General features: G+C 71.7%; 17 protein-coding genes. 11 read left to right on the forward strand and 6 right to left on the reverse strand.

Going from position 1 to position 18,113, the window contains the following annotated elements; genetic code table 11:
- Nucleotides 1-5: 5 nt before the first annotated feature.
- Nucleotides 6-2,372 carry a helix-turn-helix transcriptional regulator gene (locus FM051_RS09650; protein WP_238412260.1) on the reverse strand — a complete coding sequence of 789 codons (2,367 nt, stop codon included), beginning with the start codon at nt 2,370-2,372 and terminating at the stop codon, nt 6-8.
- Nucleotides 2,369-3,640 carry an Hsp70 family protein gene (locus FM051_RS09655; RefSeq protein ID WP_158842565.1) on the reverse strand — a complete coding sequence of 424 codons (1,272 nt, stop codon included), beginning with the start codon at nt 3,638-3,640 and terminating at the stop codon, nt 2,369-2,371. The genes FM051_RS09650 and FM051_RS09655 overlap by 4 nt, the downstream gene beginning before the upstream one ends.
- Nucleotides 3,641-3,884: 244 nt before the next feature.
- On the opposite strand from FM051_RS09655, the gene FM051_RS09660 reads away from it, so the two are divergent.
- The 3 genes from FM051_RS09660 to FM051_RS09670 all read left to right on the forward strand — a co-directional run bounded on the left by FM051_RS09660 (nt 3,885) and on the right by FM051_RS09670 (nt 8,177).
- Nucleotides 3,885-4,838 carry an IniB N-terminal domain-containing protein gene (locus FM051_RS09660; protein ID WP_158842566.1) on the forward strand — a complete coding sequence of 318 codons (954 nt, stop codon included), beginning with the start codon at nt 3,885-3,887 and terminating at the stop codon, nt 4,836-4,838.
- Between the two features lie 109 nt (nt 4,839-4,947).
- The gene (locus FM051_RS09665; RefSeq protein ID WP_158842626.1) at nt 4,948-6,762 is read left to right on the forward strand and encodes a dynamin family protein; all 1,815 of its coding nucleotides are present in this window, start codon (nt 4,948-4,950) and stop codon (nt 6,760-6,762) included.
- On the forward strand, nt 6,759-8,177 hold the full coding sequence (locus FM051_RS09670; protein WP_158842567.1) for a P-loop NTPase family protein: 1,419 nt from the start codon (nt 6,759-6,761) through the stop codon (nt 8,175-8,177). The genes FM051_RS09665 and FM051_RS09670 overlap by 4 nt, the downstream gene beginning before the upstream one ends.
- 22 nt (nt 8,178-8,199) lie before the next feature.
- Here the strand turns inward: FM051_RS09670 and FM051_RS09675 are convergent, their stop codons facing one another.
- Complete coding sequence (locus tag FM051_RS09675) at nt 8,200-9,015, reverse strand: LysR family transcriptional regulator (protein WP_158842568.1); 816 nt, start codon at nt 9,013-9,015, stop codon at nt 8,200-8,202.
- A gap of 76 nt (nt 9,016-9,091) precedes the next feature.
- Here FM051_RS09675 and FM051_RS09680 point away from each other — a divergent pair, with 76 nt between their 5' ends.
- Nucleotides 9,092-9,922 carry a PhzF family phenazine biosynthesis protein gene (locus FM051_RS09680; protein WP_158842569.1) on the forward strand — a complete coding sequence of 277 codons (831 nt, stop codon included), beginning with the start codon at nt 9,092-9,094 and terminating at the stop codon, nt 9,920-9,922.
- An 18-nt stretch (nt 9,923-9,940) separates the two neighbouring features.
- On the opposite strand, the gene FM051_RS09685 is transcribed toward FM051_RS09680, so the two are convergent.
- The gene (locus tag FM051_RS09685; protein ID WP_158842570.1) at nt 9,941-10,366 is read right to left on the reverse strand and encodes a nitroreductase family deazaflavin-dependent oxidoreductase; all 426 of its coding nucleotides are present in this window, start codon (nt 10,364-10,366) and stop codon (nt 9,941-9,943) included.
- A gap of 349 nt (nt 10,367-10,715) precedes the next feature.
- Between FM051_RS09685 and FM051_RS53660 the strand changes: the two genes are divergently transcribed.
- The 4 genes from FM051_RS53660 (at nt 10,716) to FM051_RS09705 (ending at nt 14,949) form a co-directional block, all read left to right on the forward strand.
- Nucleotides 10,716-11,777, forward strand: a complete 1,062-nt coding sequence (locus FM051_RS53660; RefSeq protein WP_158842571.1) for a gamma-glutamylcyclotransferase — start codon at nt 10,716-10,718, stop codon at nt 11,775-11,777.
- A 98-nt stretch (nt 11,778-11,875) separates the two neighbouring features.
- A complete protein-coding gene (locus FM051_RS09695) occupies nt 11,876-12,460 on the forward strand; it encodes a DUF4232 domain-containing protein (RefSeq protein WP_158842572.1) in 585 nt (194 codons plus the stop codon).
- Nucleotides 12,461-13,246: an alpha/beta fold hydrolase gene (locus FM051_RS09700; protein ID WP_158842573.1), complete on the forward strand. Its 786-nt coding sequence runs from the start codon at nt 12,461-12,463 to the stop codon at nt 13,244-13,246.
- A 56-nt stretch (nt 13,247-13,302) separates the two neighbouring features.
- Nucleotides 13,303-14,949 (forward strand): hypothetical protein, encoded by a 1,647-nt coding sequence (locus FM051_RS09705; RefSeq protein WP_158842574.1) that lies wholly within the window; start codon nt 13,303-13,305, stop codon nt 14,947-14,949.
- Nucleotides 14,950-15,033: 84 nt separating this feature from the next.
- Here the strand turns inward: FM051_RS09705 and FM051_RS09710 are convergent, their stop codons facing one another.
- Together FM051_RS09710 and FM051_RS09715 are read right to left on the reverse strand one after the other, a co-directional pair.
- The gene (locus FM051_RS09710; protein WP_158842575.1) at nt 15,034-15,780 is read right to left on the reverse strand and encodes an SDR family NAD(P)-dependent oxidoreductase; all 747 of its coding nucleotides are present in this window, start codon (nt 15,778-15,780) and stop codon (nt 15,034-15,036) included.
- Nucleotides 15,781-15,875: 95 nt separating this feature from the next.
- Nucleotides 15,876-16,343 (reverse strand): hypothetical protein, encoded by a 468-nt coding sequence (locus FM051_RS09715; protein WP_158842576.1) that lies wholly within the window; start codon nt 16,341-16,343, stop codon nt 15,876-15,878.
- A gap of 200 nt (nt 16,344-16,543) precedes the next feature.
- Between FM051_RS09715 and FM051_RS09720 the strand changes: the two genes are divergently transcribed.
- The 3 genes from FM051_RS09720 to FM051_RS09730 all read left to right on the forward strand — a co-directional run bounded on the left by FM051_RS09720 (nt 16,544) and on the right by FM051_RS09730 (nt 18,112).
- Nucleotides 16,544-17,461: a hypothetical protein gene (locus tag FM051_RS09720; RefSeq protein WP_238412262.1), complete on the forward strand. Its 918-nt coding sequence runs from the start codon at nt 16,544-16,546 to the stop codon at nt 17,459-17,461.
- A 137-nt stretch (nt 17,462-17,598) separates the two neighbouring features.
- Nucleotides 17,599-17,859 (forward strand): hypothetical protein, encoded by a 261-nt coding sequence (locus FM051_RS09725; RefSeq protein ID WP_158842577.1) that lies wholly within the window; start codon nt 17,599-17,601, stop codon nt 17,857-17,859.
- A gap of 1 nt (nt 17,860) precedes the next feature.
- Nucleotides 17,861-18,112 (forward strand): hypothetical protein, encoded by a 252-nt coding sequence (locus tag FM051_RS09730; protein ID WP_158842578.1) that lies wholly within the window; start codon nt 17,861-17,863, stop codon nt 18,110-18,112.
- The last annotated feature ends 1 nt before the right edge of the window (nt 18,113 follow it).

Below are 18,113 nucleotides of genomic sequence, written 5' to 3' on the forward strand. Positions count from 1 at the left end.
AGTGATCAGCCGACGATCTGGCGGAGCTGGTCCAGCAGTTCCGCCCGGCTCGAGCAGCCCAACCGCTGCCTGATCCGGGCCATGTGGTGCTCGACCGTCTTCGCGGAGATGAACAGCCGGTCGCCCACCTGCTTGTACGTCAACCCACCGACGACCAGCTCCGCCACCTCGCGCTCACGGTCGCTGAGCTTCCCGGCATCGGCCTCCACCACCGGCTCGGGCTGCTTCCGCGCCGTCGCCGTCGTCCGCCCCTGGAGCAGCCGCGCGCAGTCCAGCAACCGCACCATCGCCTGGCGGTCCGACGTGCGGATAGCGGCCTGACCGGCCAACCGGGCCGCGTCCCACCACTGGCCGACCGCGTGCAACCCCCGCGCGGACTCCTCCACCTGGTCGGCGTCCACCTTGCCCGCCAACACGTCCAGCCAGCTCTCCGCCGCCACCGACACTATCCCCGCGTACCGGCTCCGATCCCGGTAAGCCGCCAACGACGCCGCGTGCTCCTCGGCAACGGACGTCTCCTCCGCGATGATCGCCGCGTGCAGCGCGCTCCAGTGCAACGGCACGGCCCAAAGACAAGGATCACCCAAGTCCCGCAACAGGTTCCGCGCCGCCGTGAGGTGCGGCGCCAACCGGTGCTGGTCGCGCAGCCGCGCGGCGGCGGTGGCGAACTCGCCCAACGGCAGGAATGTGAACAGGTCGACGGGATGCCTCAGCACCGCCTCGCACGCCTGCTCCCACGTCCGCTTCAACGTCGCCAGATCGCTGTTGCGCCGGGCGATCCCGATCTCCAGCGCCACCGCGAACAGCCAGTCCCGCGGCTCCAGCGGCCGCCCGACCTTCCGCAGCGCCAGCAACGTCTCCCGCGCCTGCGCGAGGTTGCCCCGCTGCATCGCGATCCACCCCCGCAACAGCCGGTGCCGCACGGCCATCAGCGCACCACCGGACGACGTCGCCACGGCCCGGTCCAGCACCGACTCGGCAACCCCCGGCTCACCGCTGTGCAACGCCACCAGCGCGGCCAACGCGGCGGGCGTGTCCGGCAGCAGCACGGCCTTCCCGGCGGGCTCCAACAACCCCGCCGCACGCATCAAAGTGGACAGTGACGTGGTCGCGGACGACGTGACCGACTCCACCACCCCCTGCGCCATCAGCGAAGCGCCACCGTCGAGCATGGTCGGCGGCGCAACCGGCAACGCCGCCGTGGGCAGCCGCCCGGTCCCGACCTGCCCGATCACCGCGAACGCCGAAGACGTGGCGCTCGGCGACCACCGGTGCAGCTCGGTGCCGCGCGCCAACTGCCCCCGGTGCGCCAACGCGATCGCGGCCACCTCCGCCGCCGCACCCCGGTGCGCCTGGTCGCCGCTGGAGATCACCTGGTCCGCCAGCCGCATCGCCGCGTCCAGATCACCCGCCATCGCCGACGCCACCGCCCGCCGCACCGCCACCTCGGCGCCGGCCGTGCCGATGGCCGCCAACAACCGCGCCGCCAACGCCGGATCGGTGGCCAGCGCCTCGTCCGCCGCCGCCCGGAACGCCGCCGCCATCTCCGGCCCGGCGACCCCGATCAGCGGGCGCACCAGCTCCAGCACCGGCCCACCGGACCGCAGTTGCAGCTCGGCGAGCTTCTGCCGCACGGCGATCCGCCGATCGGTCCGGCTCAACGCCGCCACCGCCACCCGCGCGATGGGCAGCAACGTCCCGTCGGCCGCCACCAGACCGGTCGCCCGAGCCGCCTCGATCACGTCGCCGACCGCGTCGACGTCACCCCCGAGCAGCCCGCCGAGCAGGTCGAGCCGCAACGCCGCACCGGCCTCGGCGGCGAGCAGGTACTTCTGCACGTCGGCGTCCAGCCAGTCCAGGTCGGCCCGGAACGACGCCACGACCTCCGAGGGCAGCTCGGCCGTGCTCAACCCGGCCAGCCGCTGCACGAACCGCGGCACGCCGCCGGTCTGCTGGTGCACGTAGTCCACCAGCCCCCGCGCGGACGCGGGCAGCACCGCCCGCACCTGCTCCCGCGTGAACGGCTCCAGCATCAACGCCGGCCGCGCCCGTCCCAGCGATTCGGCCAACGCCGCCAGCGCACGCGACCGCGGCCAGGGCCGATAAGCGACGACAACGTTCTCGTCCCCCTGTTCCACCAGGGACCGGAGGGCCAACAGCTCGGTGTCCGGCAACAGGTGCGCGTCGTCCACCACCGAAGCGGTCACGCCGGCGTCCTCGAACGCACGCCTGATCTCCCGCAGCACGGTGGTCTTCCCGTACCCGCCGGGCGAGACGACCCCGAGCCGCACGGACGCGCCGGAAGCGATGACCTCCAAGACCTGCGTGAGCTGCGGGGACAACATCGGGTGCGCGGTCATGCTCGGGCTCAACGGCCATCCTTGGAGTCACGGGCACGGCGCTGCCCACCGGTCATCGCCAGCCCGCGCACGACGCGCTTCACCGAGCGGCGTTCCGGCAGTTCCAGCGGTGTGATGTCGACGGGCGGTCGGGGCGGCGGCGCGGTGAACTCCGCGTCCGCCACCTCGAGACCACCCACGGGGAACCTCAGCAGCGGGTCTTCGTCCCGCACCATGACCGACGTCTCGCGCGGCTCGGGTTCCGCGTCGGGCCCGATCACGAGCCGACGGGCCGCCAGCGCCGCGCCCTTCACCACCGACGTCTCGGGCGCGGCCTCCAGCACCACCCGGCCCGGCACCGACGCCGCGACCAGCGGTATCCGGGCGCTGCCGCCGACGAGCACGGTCATCTCGACACCGGTCGCGACCCGGCTGAACGCGCTCACGGCCTGCTCCACGGCGGGCCGGATCAGCTCCTCGAACTGCGCCCGGGTGATCGGCACGTCCACCCGCCCGGACGGCAGGTGCACCGCGATCGACGTCTCCACGGTGCCGGACAGCATCCGCTTGGCCGCCTCGCAGTCGCGCCGCAGCCGACCGAACAGGCCGCGGGTGCGGGGGTCGTCGGCGTCCAGTTCGGCCAACGCCCGCCCGAGTGACGCCTGGACGTGCGCGAACACCGCGTCGTCGAAGTCGACACCGGCGTCCTGGTCGACCCCCTCGACGGAGTTGACCAGCTCGAACCCCCGCCCGACGACGGACGCGCTGAACGCGTGACTGCCCAGGCTGAACACGCCCAACGACCCGGCGGACGACCGGCTGAACGCGTGGTTCTCGGCCGCCGCGACGGGCTCGGGCACCAGGGACGCCTCCACCCCCACCGCTCGCAACGCCCGGTGCATGAGCCCCTTGGCGTGTGCCCCCCATCCAGGGGGGTGCGCGAGCACGATGTGCGCGGGCCGTTCACCTTCGCGGGCGGCCACCTGATCGGCCACCCACATCACCATGAGCGCGGTCAGCTCCTCGGCCGGGCACCGCTCGGCGCCCCCCGAGTCCGGGCCGAACACGATCGGCACGGTGTCGCCGACCCGGCGGCTGAAGCCGGTGGCGGTCCACCGGGGGTCACCCGGCTCGCCGACCGCGAACGCGCCGTCGGACGTGAGTTGCAGCGTCGACGCCACCCCGCCGCCCGGACCGCCCAAGCCGACCAGCTCGGGTTCGGTCCGCCCGACCCCGCCCAGCCTGCACACGGCCGCGGCGGTACGGGTGGTGCCCACGTCGACCCCGAGGACATACGGCAACCGGATGCCTCCTCACTCACCTGATCGAAGTACGGCAGTACCTACACGGGTTACGAGAGGGTCACAAGGTGATCCCCTAATCCCCTAGGGAGTGAACGAGAGACACCCCATATGGGTTGCGGCATCTACTGGGAGTAATCCCCGATGGCTGGTGATCCCCCCGCCCATACGTTGATCACCACGGCCGGACCTCACCCCTGCCGGTCCAGGTCACCGCGTCCGACTTACCCAGGAGATAGCCATCATGGGCTCCAGCCCCAACACGCTGCACGACTTCGTTCTCGACCTGCTCAGCGACCCGACCGCGCTGGCCGACTTCCAGGCCGACGCCGAGGGCACCCTGGCCGCGGCGGGCCTGAGCGACATCACCGCTCTGGACGTGCAGGAAGTCATCCCGCTGGTCCTCGACATGGTGCCGACCGGGAGCCTGCCCGCTCTCGACGGCCTGCCCCTCGAGGACCTGCCGCTCGACCTGTCCGGCCTCGGCCAGGCTGGTGCGATCTTCCAGCTCAAGGCCGTGACCGACCAGCTCGCCGTGTCGGGTGCCACCGGCCTCGGCGACGTGAAGGCCGCTGTGGCGGGCACGCTGAGCGCGGACGCCGAGGGCCTCTCCGTCTTCAGCGGTGTGTCGAGCTGGGACCTGCTCGACGTCACCGGCTCGGCCGAGCTGACCGTCGCGGGTGACTTCTCCGCGGTGGGCGACGTGACCGACACCCTGGACGGCACGTTGAACACCGTTTCCGGTCCGGTCGATGGCTTGACCGGCACGGCGACCGGCACGCTGGACGGTGCCCTCGCCACCGCGGGTGGGGTCACCGGCACGGTGACGGACGTGGACGGCCTGACCAGCACCGCGTTCGGCACGGTCGACTCGCTGACCGGCGTGCTCGGCAACGTGACCGGTGGCCTCACCGGCAACCTGCCCGTCGACCTGGGTGGCGTGACCGGCACCCTGGGCGGCGTCACCGACATCGCGAACGTCGGCGGCCTGACCGACTCCCTGGGCGTCTCGGGCTCCGCGCACGGCTCGGCCGAGTTCGACGTCCAGGGCGCCCCCGCCCTGTCCGGCGTCACCGACACCGTCACGACGGTGGCCGACACCGCCGGCGTGGGCGGCGTGGTGAGCAACGTCACCGGCACCGTCGACGGTCTCGACCTGCCGGTCGTGGACTCGCTCGACCTCGGTGGCCTGCTCTGAGCTGATCTACCGACCTGAAGACCGGGTCCTGTCCACTGGACAGGACCCGGTCTTCATTTGTGATCGGACTTTCACCCGAACGGGTTTTACCGGCACACTCTTCCGGGTGATGTCCGCGCCTTGGCTCGACGTGCTCGATGACACGATCCGGGCTTGCGCTGCGCACAACCGGCCCGACCTGGCCGAACGGTTGCGCGACAAGCGCGCCCGCCAGCTGGACCCCAAGCTCCGCGTGCTCGTGATCGGCGAGCCCAAGCAGGGCAAGAGCCAGCTGGTGAACGCGATGGTGAACGCCCCGGTCTGCGCGGTGGGTGACGACGTCACCACCACCGTTCCCACTTTCGTGCAGCACGCGGAGACCCCGTCCGCGGCACTGGTGCGCGGCGCGTCCATCGCCAACACCCCCACCGAACGCATACCGGTGCCGATCGACCAGCTCGCCAGCCAGGTGAGCGCGAACCAGGGCGGCCACGGCGGCGAGCTGGTGCGCGCCGAGGTCGGCATCCCGCGCGCCCTGCTCGACTCGGGCCTGGTGCTGATCGACACACCGGGCGTGGGCGACCTGCGGCCCGCGCACACCGCGAGCACGTTCGCCGCGCTGCTCCAAGCCGACGCGGTGTTGATGGTCTCCGACGCGACGGCCGAGTTGACCAAGTCCGAGTTGGAGCTGTTGAAGCAGGTCATGACGTCCTGCCCGAACGTGGTCGTGGTGCTCACCAAGATCGACATCGCGGCGCAGTGGCGGCGGGTGCTCGAACGCAACCGGGCGCACCTGGCCCGCGCGGGCGTGACCGCGAAGCTGATCCCGGTGTCCGCCGCGCTGCGGCTGCGCGCGGCCAAGACCGGGGACAAGGCGCTCAACGCCGAGTCCGGCTTCCCCGAGCTGCTGGCCTGCGTGCAGCAGGACATCGTGGCCGCCTCCGACGTGCTGGCCCGCCGCACGGTCGCGGTCGCCGCCGCGTCGGCGATCAAGCAGCTGGTCGCGCCGGTGCGCGAGGAGCTGTCCGCGCGCGCCACGGAGGGCCCCGGGAACACCATCGCCACGCTCAACGAGGCGCAGCGCCGCATCGACGAGCTGCGCCGCCGTTCCGCGCGCTGGCAGACCGTGCTGGCCGACGAGATGGCCGACCTGGTCTCCGACATCGAGTACGACCTGCGCGACCGGACCCGCAAGATCCTGCGCGAGGTGGACAAGACGTTCGAGACCGCCGACCCGGCGCTGGGCTGGGACAAGTTCGAGGCCTGGCTGGAGGACAACCTCACCGAGGCCGCCACCACGAACTTCGCCTGGCTGCTCGACCGGTCGGAGTGGGTGGCGGAGAAGGTCGCGAAGAGCTTCCCGGTGGCCCGCGACGACCTGCTGCCCGAGTCGATCTTCCCGGACGACGTGCTGGACCGGGTCGCGCCGATGGACAAACCGGTCATAGAGAAGTTCAGCCTGGTGCAGAAGGCGTTCACCGGTCTGAAGGGCTCCTACGGCGGCGTGCTGATGTTCGGCCTGGCCACCAGCCTCGCCGGGATGCCGCTGATCAACGCCATCTCGCTGGGCGCGGGCGCGCTGTTCGGCGGCAAGACGATCATGGACGAGAGCGACATGCGGCTGCGCCGCAGGCAGGCCGCGGCCAAGGCCGCCGCGTCACGGCACGTGGACGACTTCTTCATCAAGTTCAGCAAGGACTGCCGCGACGCCGCCCGGCACATCCAGCGCAGCCTGCGCAACCACTTCTCCACGCTGGCCGAGGAGTTGCAGGAGACGCTGCTGGAATCGGCCCGCAGCGCGCGCCGCGCCGTGCAGGACGACAACTCCGAACGGGAGCGCCGCAACCGGGACGCCAAGCGCGAACTCGACCACCTCGTCGGCCTCTACCAGCGGGTCCAGGCGCTCGCGGGAGGTCAGACGCCGCCGTTGGGGATCAGTGCATGATGTCTTCCGGCCAGATGTCTTCGGGCCAGATGATCGCGGGCGAGACGTTGGAGCAAGAGGTCTGGGCGCTGCTCGAGGACGCCCTGACGGTCTACCGGGACAGCCCGCGCGCGGTCGCGTGGCTGCGCGGGCACCAGGCCCGGTTCGGCGAACCGGTGCGCGTCGCCGTGGCGGGCGCGCCGCGGTCGGGCAAGTCGACCGTGGTCAGCGCGTTGATCGGCGAGGAGTTCGTGCCGACCGGCGCCACCACCTGGTACCAGGACGGGCCGCAGCCGAAGGCGCACGTCGGCCAGTACGAGGTGCCGGTGGCGCGCCGCGACGGCAAGGCGTTCGTGGACGCGCCGGACGCCGAACGCGTGGTCGTGGAGTGGCCGTCCCGGTCGTTGCGCGACCTCACCCTGATCGACACGCCGGCGGGCACGCCGGTCGAGCACGTCTACGGCGAGGCCGACGCGGTGCTGTACCTGACCAGGCACATGCACACCACGGACCTGCAGTTCCTCCAGACCGCGCACGACCACCCGGTGGCACGGGTCGCGCCGGTGAACACGGTGCTGGTGCTGGCGCGGGCCGACGAGATCGGCGGCGGCCGGATCGACGCGCTGTCCTCGGCCAAGCAGATCGCCCGCCGCTACCGGCGCGAGGCGACCGTGACACCGTTGTGCCAGAACGCGATCGCGGTGGCCGGGCTGCTCGCGGTGGCCGCGCGCACGGTGCGGCAGGACGAGTTCGCCGCGCTCGCCGCGCTGGCGTCGTTGGCGCGCACCGAGTTGGAGGACCACCTGTTGTCCGCCGACCGGTTCGTGGGCGAGGACTTCCCGGTGCGGCTGGACCCGGCGGTGCGCCGCGGCCTGGTCGACCGGTTCGGCATCTTCGGCGTGCGGCTGACCACCACGTTGATCCGGCAGGGCTTCGACACCCAGGTGAAGCTGACCGGTCAACTGGTGCAGCGCAGCGGGTTGGGCGAGCTGCGCGACTCGATCGGCATCTACTTCACCGAACGCCGCGAGGTGCTCAAGGCGCGGGCCGCGCTGCTCGGTCTGGACGTGGTGCTGCGCGCCGAACCCCGCCCCGGCTCGGCGGGTCTGGCCACCGCGCTGGAGCGGATCCTGGCCTCCGCGCACGACTTCCGGGAACTGCGGCTGCTGGCGGCGTTGCAGGGCGGGCGCACCCGGCTGCCCGGTGAGCTGGACGCCGAGGCGTCCCGGCTGGTCGGCGGCCTGGGCACGGACCCGTTGGTGCGGTTGGGCATGGACTACGAGCCGACCGAGAGCGAACTGCGGCACGCCGTGCTGGACACCCTGGCCCGGTGGCGCGACCACGCGATGGACCCGGCGCTGGACCACGGGCAGCGGCGGGCCGCGTCGGTGGTCGTGCGCAGCTGCGAGGGGATGCTCACCCAGCTGGTCGGGTGACCCGCCGCGGTCGGTTGAGCGGTCAGTTGAGCGCCGCCGCCACCGCCCGCACCGCCGCGGACGGCGTCCGGCGCGGGTCGGTGATCAGGAACAACGTGCTGTCGGGCAGTTCGCGCACGCGCTGGAGCGTGCCCGCGTCCAACTGCTCGGCGACCGCGACGCGCGGCAGCACCGTCCACCCCAGACCCGCCACCACGCAAGACCGGACGGCCTCGATGCTGCCGAACCGGGTGATGCTCGGCGTCGCGGAGAGCTCCCGCACGAACCGGTCGCTGTACGAACAGCCCTCCTCCAGCAGGAAGTACCGCTCGTCCAGCACCACGCCGGGCGCGGACACCAACTCGATCGGCTCGACCCCGATGGCGGTGACCTTCAGGCCCGGCGCGACCACCGCGTCCTCCAACACCAGCGCCAGGTCCAGCGTGCCGTTGCGGACACCGGCGAGCGCCTGCCTGGTCCCGGCGGGCGACAGGTGCACGGTGATGCCCGGCCAGCGCATGGCCACGTCCGCGACCCGCTGCGGCAGCCGGTAGGCGCAGACCGACTCGGGTGCGGCTATCCGAACGTCGCCCTCGACGGCCGTGCTGCCGCGCACCGCGTCACGCAGGCGCTGTTCGGAGGACAGCACCTCCCTGGCGTGCTCGACGGCCTGACGGCCCGCCTCGGTCAGCCGGGCGCCGCTGGGCAGCCGGTCGAACAGGCGGGCTCCGAGGTGCCGTTCCAGGGCTTTGACCTGGCTCGTCACCGTGGATTGCACGAGGTGCAGCTCCGCCGCGGTGGCGGTGAAGCTGCCCGTGCGCGCGAGCACCAGCAGGGTGCGCAGGAGACGGGTGTCCACCGGATCGACAATACCGATCGGAAACATCGCAGGGAATCGTTGGACTCGATGTGGCGTGGTGGGGGACGCTGTCGGCATGACCGAAGTGCTCCGCTACACCGCTTTCACCACCGACCCGGCGGGCGGCAACCCGGCCGGTGTCGTGCTCGACGCTACCGGGCTCGACGACAACCGCATGTTGGAGATCGCCGCCGGGATCGGCTACTCCGAGACCGCGTTCGTCTTCCCCCGCGGCGCCGGGCCCGAGGCCGACGCGCGGGAGTTCGACGTGCGGTACTTCAGCCCGCTGGTGGAGGTGCCGTTCTGCGGTCACGCCACCGTGGCGGCGGCCGTCGCACTGGAACGGCCGGGCGCGCTGCGGTTCCACACCCGCGCGGGGCTGGTGGAGATCGCCACGTCACCCGGCACGGCGACCTTGACCAGCGTGCCGACCTCGTCCACGCCCGCGTCCGACGAGGACGTCGCCGAGGCGTTGCGGGCGCTGGGGTGGTCGGCCGACGACCTCGACCCGCGCTACCCCGTGCACTGGGCGTTCGGCGGTGGGCGGCACCTCGTGCTGGCCGCGCGGACGCGGGAACGGTTGGCGTCGTTGGACTACGACTTCGACGCGCTGGGCAACCTGTTGCGGGCCAACGACGGGATCACCGCGCAACTGGTGCACCAGCGCTCCGAGGACGTCTTCGACGCGCGCGACCCGTTCCCGATCGGCGGCATCGTCGAGGACCCGGCGACGGGCGCCGCCGCGCTGGCGTTCGGCGGCTACCTGCGGGCCATCGGCGAGGTCACCCGACCGCGGGTGATCACCATCCACCAGGGCGTGGACATGGGACGTCCCAGCCTGCTGACGATCGAGGTCTCACCCGACGACCCGCAGGTCACCGTGACCGGTGCGGCAGTGCGGATCTAGACGCGCGGACGCGCGGATCTAGACGCGTTCCAGCACCACCACGGGGATCTCGCGGTCGGTCTTCGTCGCGTAGCTGTCGTAGTCCGGCCACACCTCGGTCATCAGCTTCCACAGCTCCGCGCGCTCGTCACCCGACGCGGTGCGGGCCTTGGCGTTGAACACGTCCGAGCCCACCTGCACCTCGGCCCGGTTCTCCGCGGCGAGGTTGAGGTACCAGGCGGGGTGTTCGACCGCGCCGCCGTTGGAGGCGATGACCACGTACGCGTCGCCGTAGGGCTGGTAGATCAACGCGGTCCGGCGCGGTTGGCCCGATTTGCGGCCGATGGTGGTCAGCAGGAGCGTGAAGACGCCCGGCTGCCACTCGTGGCCTTCGGCACCGTCCGACTCGATGTACTTGCGGATGTGCTGCTTCACCCAGCCGACAGGGCTGTCCACTACTGACATGTCCCCGAAGCTACCGAGCAGACGCCGGGGCCGCTGATCACTACTCCGCACGCGCGGTCGGCAGCATCCGAACAGCCGCAGGGGGATTCCGCCTATCGGCCCCGGCTCGTCACCTGCCCTCGGCGACCAGCACCGCACGGGACTACTTCCTCGACCCGGAGGGAACCCCCGGGCCGGTCGCACACCGGGAACGTGTGACAGATCACGTCGATACCTCCGATCTGCATCGATCAGGTCAGGCCAGTCGGCGGCGTTCACCCCGCGTTTTAAGGGTAGAGGTCGGATCTTTGACGCTCTCCCGAACCCAACAACGGGTGAATTCCAGGTGAGGTTTGCCAGAATGGGGTCCATGACACAGCCCTTCACGGACGATAGTCACCCGGCCGAGCCCTATCCGGGAGCTCGGCCGGGACACTGCTTCGTGCACCTCGACGGCGCCGGCTGGCCGGTCACGCCCGATCCCGGTGCCGATTCCGGATGGCGGGTCGCCCCCGACGGGCAGGACCTGGACGACTGGCTCGCCGAGCACGGCGAGCCGCCGCTCTCGGGCCGGATGCCGGTGCTGGCCTACGGCTCCAACGCCAACCCCGCCAAGGTGACGTGGCTGCGGGAAGAACTCGGATTGACCGGCCCGGCCGTGGTGCTGCGGGCCCGCTGCGACGGGCTCGCCGCCGTCTGGGCCGCCGGACTGCGCAAGACCGACGGCCAGCGGCCGGCCACCCTCGCGGCCGCGCCCGGCGTCGAAGAAGAGCACGCGGTGTGGTTCGCCACCGCGGAGCAGTTGCGGGTGCTCGACCGCTGCGAGGGCCGGGGCCTGCGCTACCGGCTCGTCCGCGTGCACACCGGCCGGGTGACGCTGTTCGACGGCGGCGTGGTCGACTCCGTGCTCGCGTACACCGGTGCGGGCACCAGGCGGATGCCCCTCCTGGTCAACGGCAGGCCGGTGCGCTGCGCCGACGTGGACCAGCGAGGCGCGCGCCGCCTGGGCGGACGCCCGGCCGACGGCGACGGCCTGGACGTGACGCCGGTGCACGGCGAACCGTCGCCGGACGACTGGCCCGACCGCCTCTTCACCTACGGCACCCTCCAGCCGGGGATGGCGGCGTGGCACCTCGTGGAACCGTTCGTGGACGGCGACCCGGAGCCCGCCGCGCTGCCCGGCACCCTGCACGACACCGGCCGGGGCTACCCGGCGCTGCGGCCCGGCGAAGGACCCGGCGTGCCGGGGCACGTGCTGCGCCTGGAGAACCCCGAGGACGCCCTGCCGGTGCTGGACGAGTACGAGGGCGACGAGTACCGCCGCGTGCGCGTCACGCTGCCCGACGGGCAGGTCTGCTGGACCTACCTGTGGACGGCCGAGGTGGGCGACATGCCGGTGCTCCCCGACGGCTGGGTAGAGAACCGTCCATAATGCGCCCGATCCGGTGAATTGTTCGCCTATGGAACCAACCGCCCGGCGGGTGGGTACGTCCTCCTGGTAAGGACCACGTATCCGACCAGGAGGTGGACATGAGGCGGCTCGTGGCGTTCGGCGCTCTCGCGGTCGCGCTCACCGCGTGCGGCAGCCGCCAGCAGGCGGCCGACCAGTCGGCCCTCGTGGTCGAACCGTCCTCGTCCTCGTCCTCCCGGATCGCGCCGGTGCCGCCGTCGTCGCCCACGGCGGCCACCCCGGCGTCGAACAGGTGCACCGCCGCCGTGCTCGTGGCCTCGGTCCAGCCCGGCGACGCGGGCGCGGGCAACCGCTACGGCAAGCTCGTGGTGACCAACAACGGCGCGGCGCCGTGCACGCTCAACGGGTACAGCGGCCTGCAACTGCTCGACAGCGCCGGCAACCCGGTGCCGACCGACCTCGAGCGCACCGCCGACCCCGGACCGTCGCCGGTGACCCTGGCACCCGGCACGGCGGCCGCGGCGAACCTGCACTGGACCGTCGTGCCGGCCGGTGACGAGCCGGTGGACGAGCCGTGCCAGACCGAGGCCGCGACCGCCGCGGCGATCCCGCCGGACGAGACGCGGCCGATGAGCCTCGAGTGGGGCCTGGGTCCGGTGTGCGGCGGCGGGAAGATCCAGATCAGCGCGTTCTACGCTGCCTAGGTGATCGAGTCCAACGTCCCCGGCCACGCCGGTGACCTCGCGGTGCGCACCTGGCCCAACCTGGACGCCTCCTGGCTGGCCGTCCTCGTGCACGGCTACGGCGAGCACAGCGGCAGATACCGGCACGTCGCCGAGGCGTTGGTCGAGGCGGGCGCGCTGGTGCTGGCGGCCGACCACGTCGGGCACGGCCTGTCCGACGGTGAGCGGGCGGTGATCGCCGACTTCGACGGCGTGGTGGCCGATGTCGGCGCGACGATCGTCTCGGCGTCGTCCGACCTGCCGACCGTGTTGATCGGGCACGGCGAGGGCGGGCTGGTCGCGGCCCGGTACGCCCAGCTGAACCCGTTGTCGGCGCTGGTGCTGTCCGCGCCGGTGCTCGGCACCTGGCAGGGGCTGGACGTGCTGGGGCTGCCGGAGATCCCGGACGTGCCGCTCGACCCGGGCCTGCTGTCGCGCGACCCGGAGGTCGGCAAGCACTACGCCTCCGACCCGTTGGTGTGGCACGGGCCGTACAAGCGGGAGACCTTGGAGGCGTTGGAGCGCGCGCTGGACGAGGTCAACTACGGGCCGTCGCTGGAGCACCTGCCGACGTTGTGGCTGCACGGCGACGCCGACGAACTCGTGCCGCTGGCCGACACCCGCACCGGCACGGACCGGCTGCGCGGCCTGCTGTTCGAGGAACGCGTCTACCGCGGCGCGCGGCACGAGGTGTTCAACGAGACCAACTCCGCCGAAGTGCTGGCCGACGTGGTCGAGTTCGTCCGCCGCGTCCTCGATCTGCGCTGAGCCGTCGGGCGGAGCGGTCGTCCGGGTGGCCCACGCCGGTAGTAGGGTGCGCGGGCATGATCGACCCTGTGGACCCGGTGGAGCAGACCGTCACGGACTTCGGTCGATGGGCGGAGCAGCACGGCCGTGAGGAGACGGACTTCAGCGCGGCGCTGATCGCGCTGACCATGCTCGGCTTCGAGGACCACGCCGACCTGGAACCGGGTGATCTGGCGGAGTTCCTGCTCGACGCGTACCCGGAGGCGATGGCGGCGTTCGGGCAGGCGCCCAGCGAGGCCATGCCCGACACGTTGCGAGACTTGCTCGCGTTTTTCCGTGACCGCGGACGGCTGCCCGCCGACCGGGTGCGCCGGCTACTGGACGAGTTGGACGAGGTCGAACCCGAGTTCCTGGATCTGGTCGAGGACTTCGCCGGCCCGGTGCCTGATCTGGCGAGCGTCCTGGGTGTGCCGGACCGGCTGCCGCCGATCCGACTGCCTTCGCCCGACGTCCTGGCGGCCGACGCCCGAACCGCCCGACTGGTCGCGGACGCGCGGGCGCTGGCGGTGTGGGTCGGCGAGCAGCGGCCCACGTCGCCGGACGACACCGAGCTGACCGACGCGGACGCCGAGCGGGCCGAGCGGGACCTCGGCATCACCTCGATCGACCGCGTCCAACTGTGGGAACTCGCCGACGTGTTGGGGTTCCTCGACTTCTCCGAGGACGAACCGACCGTTTCGACCAGCGCGGACGCCCACGCGTGGCCCGACGTGGACGACGAGGTGGCACTCGCGCTGTGGGAGCGGGCACTGGGCCACGTGCTGCTGCACTCGGCGGCCATCGACGCCTTCGCGCACCGCGCCGAACACCTCACCATGGCGGAGGTGGGCGGCCCGCTGCTGCCGTTGCTGTTCCTCCGTCAGGGCCGCGGAATGGAAACCACCGGCGTCAGCGATGCGGTCCGGATCGCCGCGGACCTGGAACTGGAACACCTGTCCCCCAAGGCCGCCGACCGGGTGTGGCAGGCGTGGGTCGCCGAGCACGGCGATCCCGGCCAGGCGTTGCTCGACCGGCTCACCAGGCTCGGCGCGGTCGAGGTCCGCGACGACGTCGTCACCCTCACGCCGGTGGCGCGGCACGTGGCACGCATCAAGTTGGTGGAGGGCGGCATCGAGATCCCGTTGCTACCGCCCAGCGCGGAAATGACCGCCCGACAGCTGGTCGATGCCGCGCCGGGCTTCACCGAGGAGGAACTGGCGGCCGAGGTGCGGGCGTGGCTCACGAGCCGGGACGCCGCCGACGCGGCCCGCGAACTGCTCGACCTCGCCGCGCAGGGCGACGGCGGCGAGCGGAAGTGGGCCGTGGTCGTCGCGAAACAGCTGGGCGGAACCGTGGCGGAACAATGGCGGGCGGCACTCGACGTGCCGGCGCTGCGCGCCTACGCGAAGTCCGCACTCGGCGAGCCACCGGACGACTCGGACCGCGCGTGGATGCTCATCGACGCCGTCACGTCGTCGAACGGGACGCCGGAGCCGATCGCGGCGGCCGTCGCGGAGGTCGTGCCGGCGGGCCGGGAACAGGCGCTGTTCGAGGTGGCATGGCGACTCCCGCACCCGCAGGCGGGCGACGCGCTCGCGGACATCGGCGAGGCGCACCCCGACAAGAAGATCGCCAAAGCCGCCCGCAAGGCGGCGTTCAAGGCGTCTTCCCGCCCGCGGGCCTGACGTCGGAACCACTGTTCCCCCGGCAGGTTCAGCGGCGCCGGGCCGAGCACTTGGTCTCGGGCTTGCCCGATACCTGATCGCGCCTCACCAGGGCTGGTCGGTCGGCCGCACCAGGATCTCGTTGACCGCCACGTGGTCGGGCTGGGTCACCGCGTACCGCACCGCGCCGGCGACGTCGTCCGGCTGGAGTTGGCGCATCGAGTCCGCCAGCCTGGTGATGCCGTCCTTGGCCGCCTGGTTGGTGATGTGCTCGCGCAGCTCGGTCTCCACGATGCCGGGCTCGACCACGACCACCCGCACGCCGCGCTGGGTCACCTCTTGGCGCAGCGACTCGCTGAACGCGTTGAGGCCGAACTTCGTCGCGTTGTAGACCGCCGTGCCGCTGCGCACGACGCGCCCCGCCGTGGACGACACCTGCACCACCGCGCCCTTGCTCGCCAACAGGTGCGGCAGGGCGGCGTGGGTGAGGAACATGACCCCCAGCAGGTTCGTCGACACCATCCGGGTCCAGTCCGTGGTGTCCGCGCCCTCGACCGGACCGAGCAGCATCACGCCCGCGTTGTTGACCAGCACGTCGAGCCCGCCGAACGCCTCGACGGCCTGCGCCACCGCGTCCCGGCACGCCGCCTCGTCGGTGACGTCCAGCTCGACCGACAGGACCCTGGCCCCGTCCTCGACCAGCCGGTCCTCCAACGCCTTCAGCCGTTCCACGCGCCGTGCGGCGATCACCACGGCCGCGCCCTCCCGCGCCAACGCGACCGCGGTCGCCTCCCCGATGCCCGACGAGGCTCCGGTGACCAGCGCGACCTTGCCTTGCAGGTGCTTCGTCATGGGCCCACCCAACATGCTGGAGCGCACTCCAGGTCAAGCCGGGCGGCGACCCGGGTGGGGCGGCCGACGTGGTGCCGCCCCACCCCCATCACGGATCAGCCCTTGTGGCCGCCGACGTGGTGGTCGCCATGGTCGTGGTCGTCATCGTCGTCGTGGTGGTCATCGTCATCGTCGTGGTTGTGGTCATGGTCGACGTTGTCGAAGTGATCGCCGGTCACCACGCTGCTGTCCTCGAAGCCGGTGCCCGCGCCGTAGGGGCCCGAGAACGAGAAGTCGCTCTCGAAGAACGCGTCACCGTCCTCCGTGAACGCTTCGACCTCGAAAGCGCCCGCGCCCTCGTCCCCGGCAGTCAGGAACAGCTCGTGGAAGGACGTGTCACCGTTTTCGTTGGCGGTGGCGTGGAGGGCGTGCAAGAACGCACCGTGCTCGCCCACGAACGCAAAGCCGTGGGCGTGGTTGACCTCGGCCTCGGAGTCCGTGTCGGCGGAGGCGATGCCCGCCGAGCCGATGATGATGGGGAACGCGACCGCGCCTGCGGCGACGAGTCGGATGAGGCTGCGCATGGTGGAACCTCCTGGGTGTTAGACGGCCATGCGTTCACATCGTTACCTCGCAGGTCGAGCCCTCGACCGTCGCCGACCGCATCGTGTGAACCGGGGTTTGAAGCAGCGAAAACGGCCTGATCAGCGGACATCACGAGGGGTGGGCGCAAGCCCCTGCTTATGGGTGACATCAGTGCACTCTCACGCGTCCAAGGCGTGTCGTGGACAATTCCGGTGCGATGGTGGAAGAGGACCTTGAGCTGCTGATCACCGCGGTGGTGGCGGCCGACGACGAGCAGCAGGCGCGCGCCGCCTGCGCCGGACTGCTGAGCCAGGTCGGCGGGCGGGTCGTGCGGGCCTTCGACTGCTCCGACGAGGAACCCGGCTGCTGGTCGGTGACGATCAGCCTGGTCAGCGGCGAACGCGCGACGCAGAACGTGGCCGGCGCGCTGGCCAGGGCGGTCCGCACGTTCGTCCGCCGGCTCGGCGACGAGTTCCCCACGCCGCGGGTGGCCTGCGAGCCGCCGACCGCGTGGACGGTGCTGGAGGACCCAGCGCTGCTCGACGGTCTGGTGCCGGGCGCGGAGCGGCTCCTGGTGGAGGCGTGGGCGGGCGGCGACCCCGGACACCAAGGCCCCGAACACCACGACCCGAAGCACAACGACCCGGAGCAACGCCGTCCGGAGCGGGGTGGTCCGGAGCAGGACGAGCGGGAAGGGCAGGACGGGCTGGACCAACCGGACGAGTCGGAGCCGGAGCAGGCGGCCGACGCCGAGCCGGAGCCCGGCACGCGGCTGTCGTTGCGCGTCGACGTGGCCACGGATCGGACCGCCGGCGCCGAGTGGCAAGCGCGGGCGGTAGCGAGCCGGGTCGCCCGGAGTGGCAAGATCACTCGGGTGGCTCCACATGGGCACCTACTGAGCGTGCACATCGACCTCGGTGCGAACGTTAATTCGCCCACGGTGGCGCTACACGACGCCGTCGCGTCACTGGGCCGTTCGGGGTGGTCGGCGGTGGAGTGGTCCGGCGGTTCGGCGTCGATCCGCTGGTCGGCGACACCGGTGCCGCCCGCGGGTATCGCCGCGCTGGAACTGACAGCGACACCGGCCTCGGCATTCGTGTGGACGGTGCCCGACTGAGATCGACATCGCTGACCCGAACGAGTGGATCTGAATGCCACCCGGTCAGCCGATCTTGCTTGTGAATCGTGAAAATTTAGGTACTACTTTCAACTATAGGAACTCAAGCAGCTTTGCAGGAGGGATCGGGATCCGACATGGCCAGCATCGAAGAGGTCCGCACCGCGATCGCTCAGGCCGTCGAGAAGGCGGGTCAGAGCGTCAACGCCCTGCAACAGGCCGCCGACCTGGCCGAGGACGCGCAAGCCCTGCTCAGCACAGCCACCCAGGGCAGCGTCCAGGCCGACGTGGAGCAGGCGAACGCGCGGTTCGCCGAGGTGGTCAGCGGCGTTTCCGACTTGCAGAAGCACCTCGGCGCCGGGATCTCCCAGGCCGAGAGCATCAATTCCAGGTTGTGACGTGACCTCGGTAGGCGAGATCAAGCTCGCGCTCGAGCAGAGCTGTGAGTTCCTCCGCGACGCCTACCGCAGCGTCCGAGAGGCCCAGAACGCGTTGGACGAAGCGGTCGACATCCTGGTCGCGGCGAGCGCCAACCACCACGAGTCCCTGGTTCCCGCCGGGTTCGTGAAGGCCGGCGAGAAGTTCGCCGAGGAGCTGGAGTTGATCGTCGGCAGCCTGGAACTGGTCCAACGCCTAGCCGTGGAGCTGTGAC

This window comes from Saccharothrix deserti (assembly GCF_009769385.1).
In the GTDB taxonomy this organism is placed as follows: domain Bacteria; phylum Actinomycetota; class Actinomycetes; order Mycobacteriales; family Pseudonocardiaceae; genus Actinosynnema; species Actinosynnema deserti.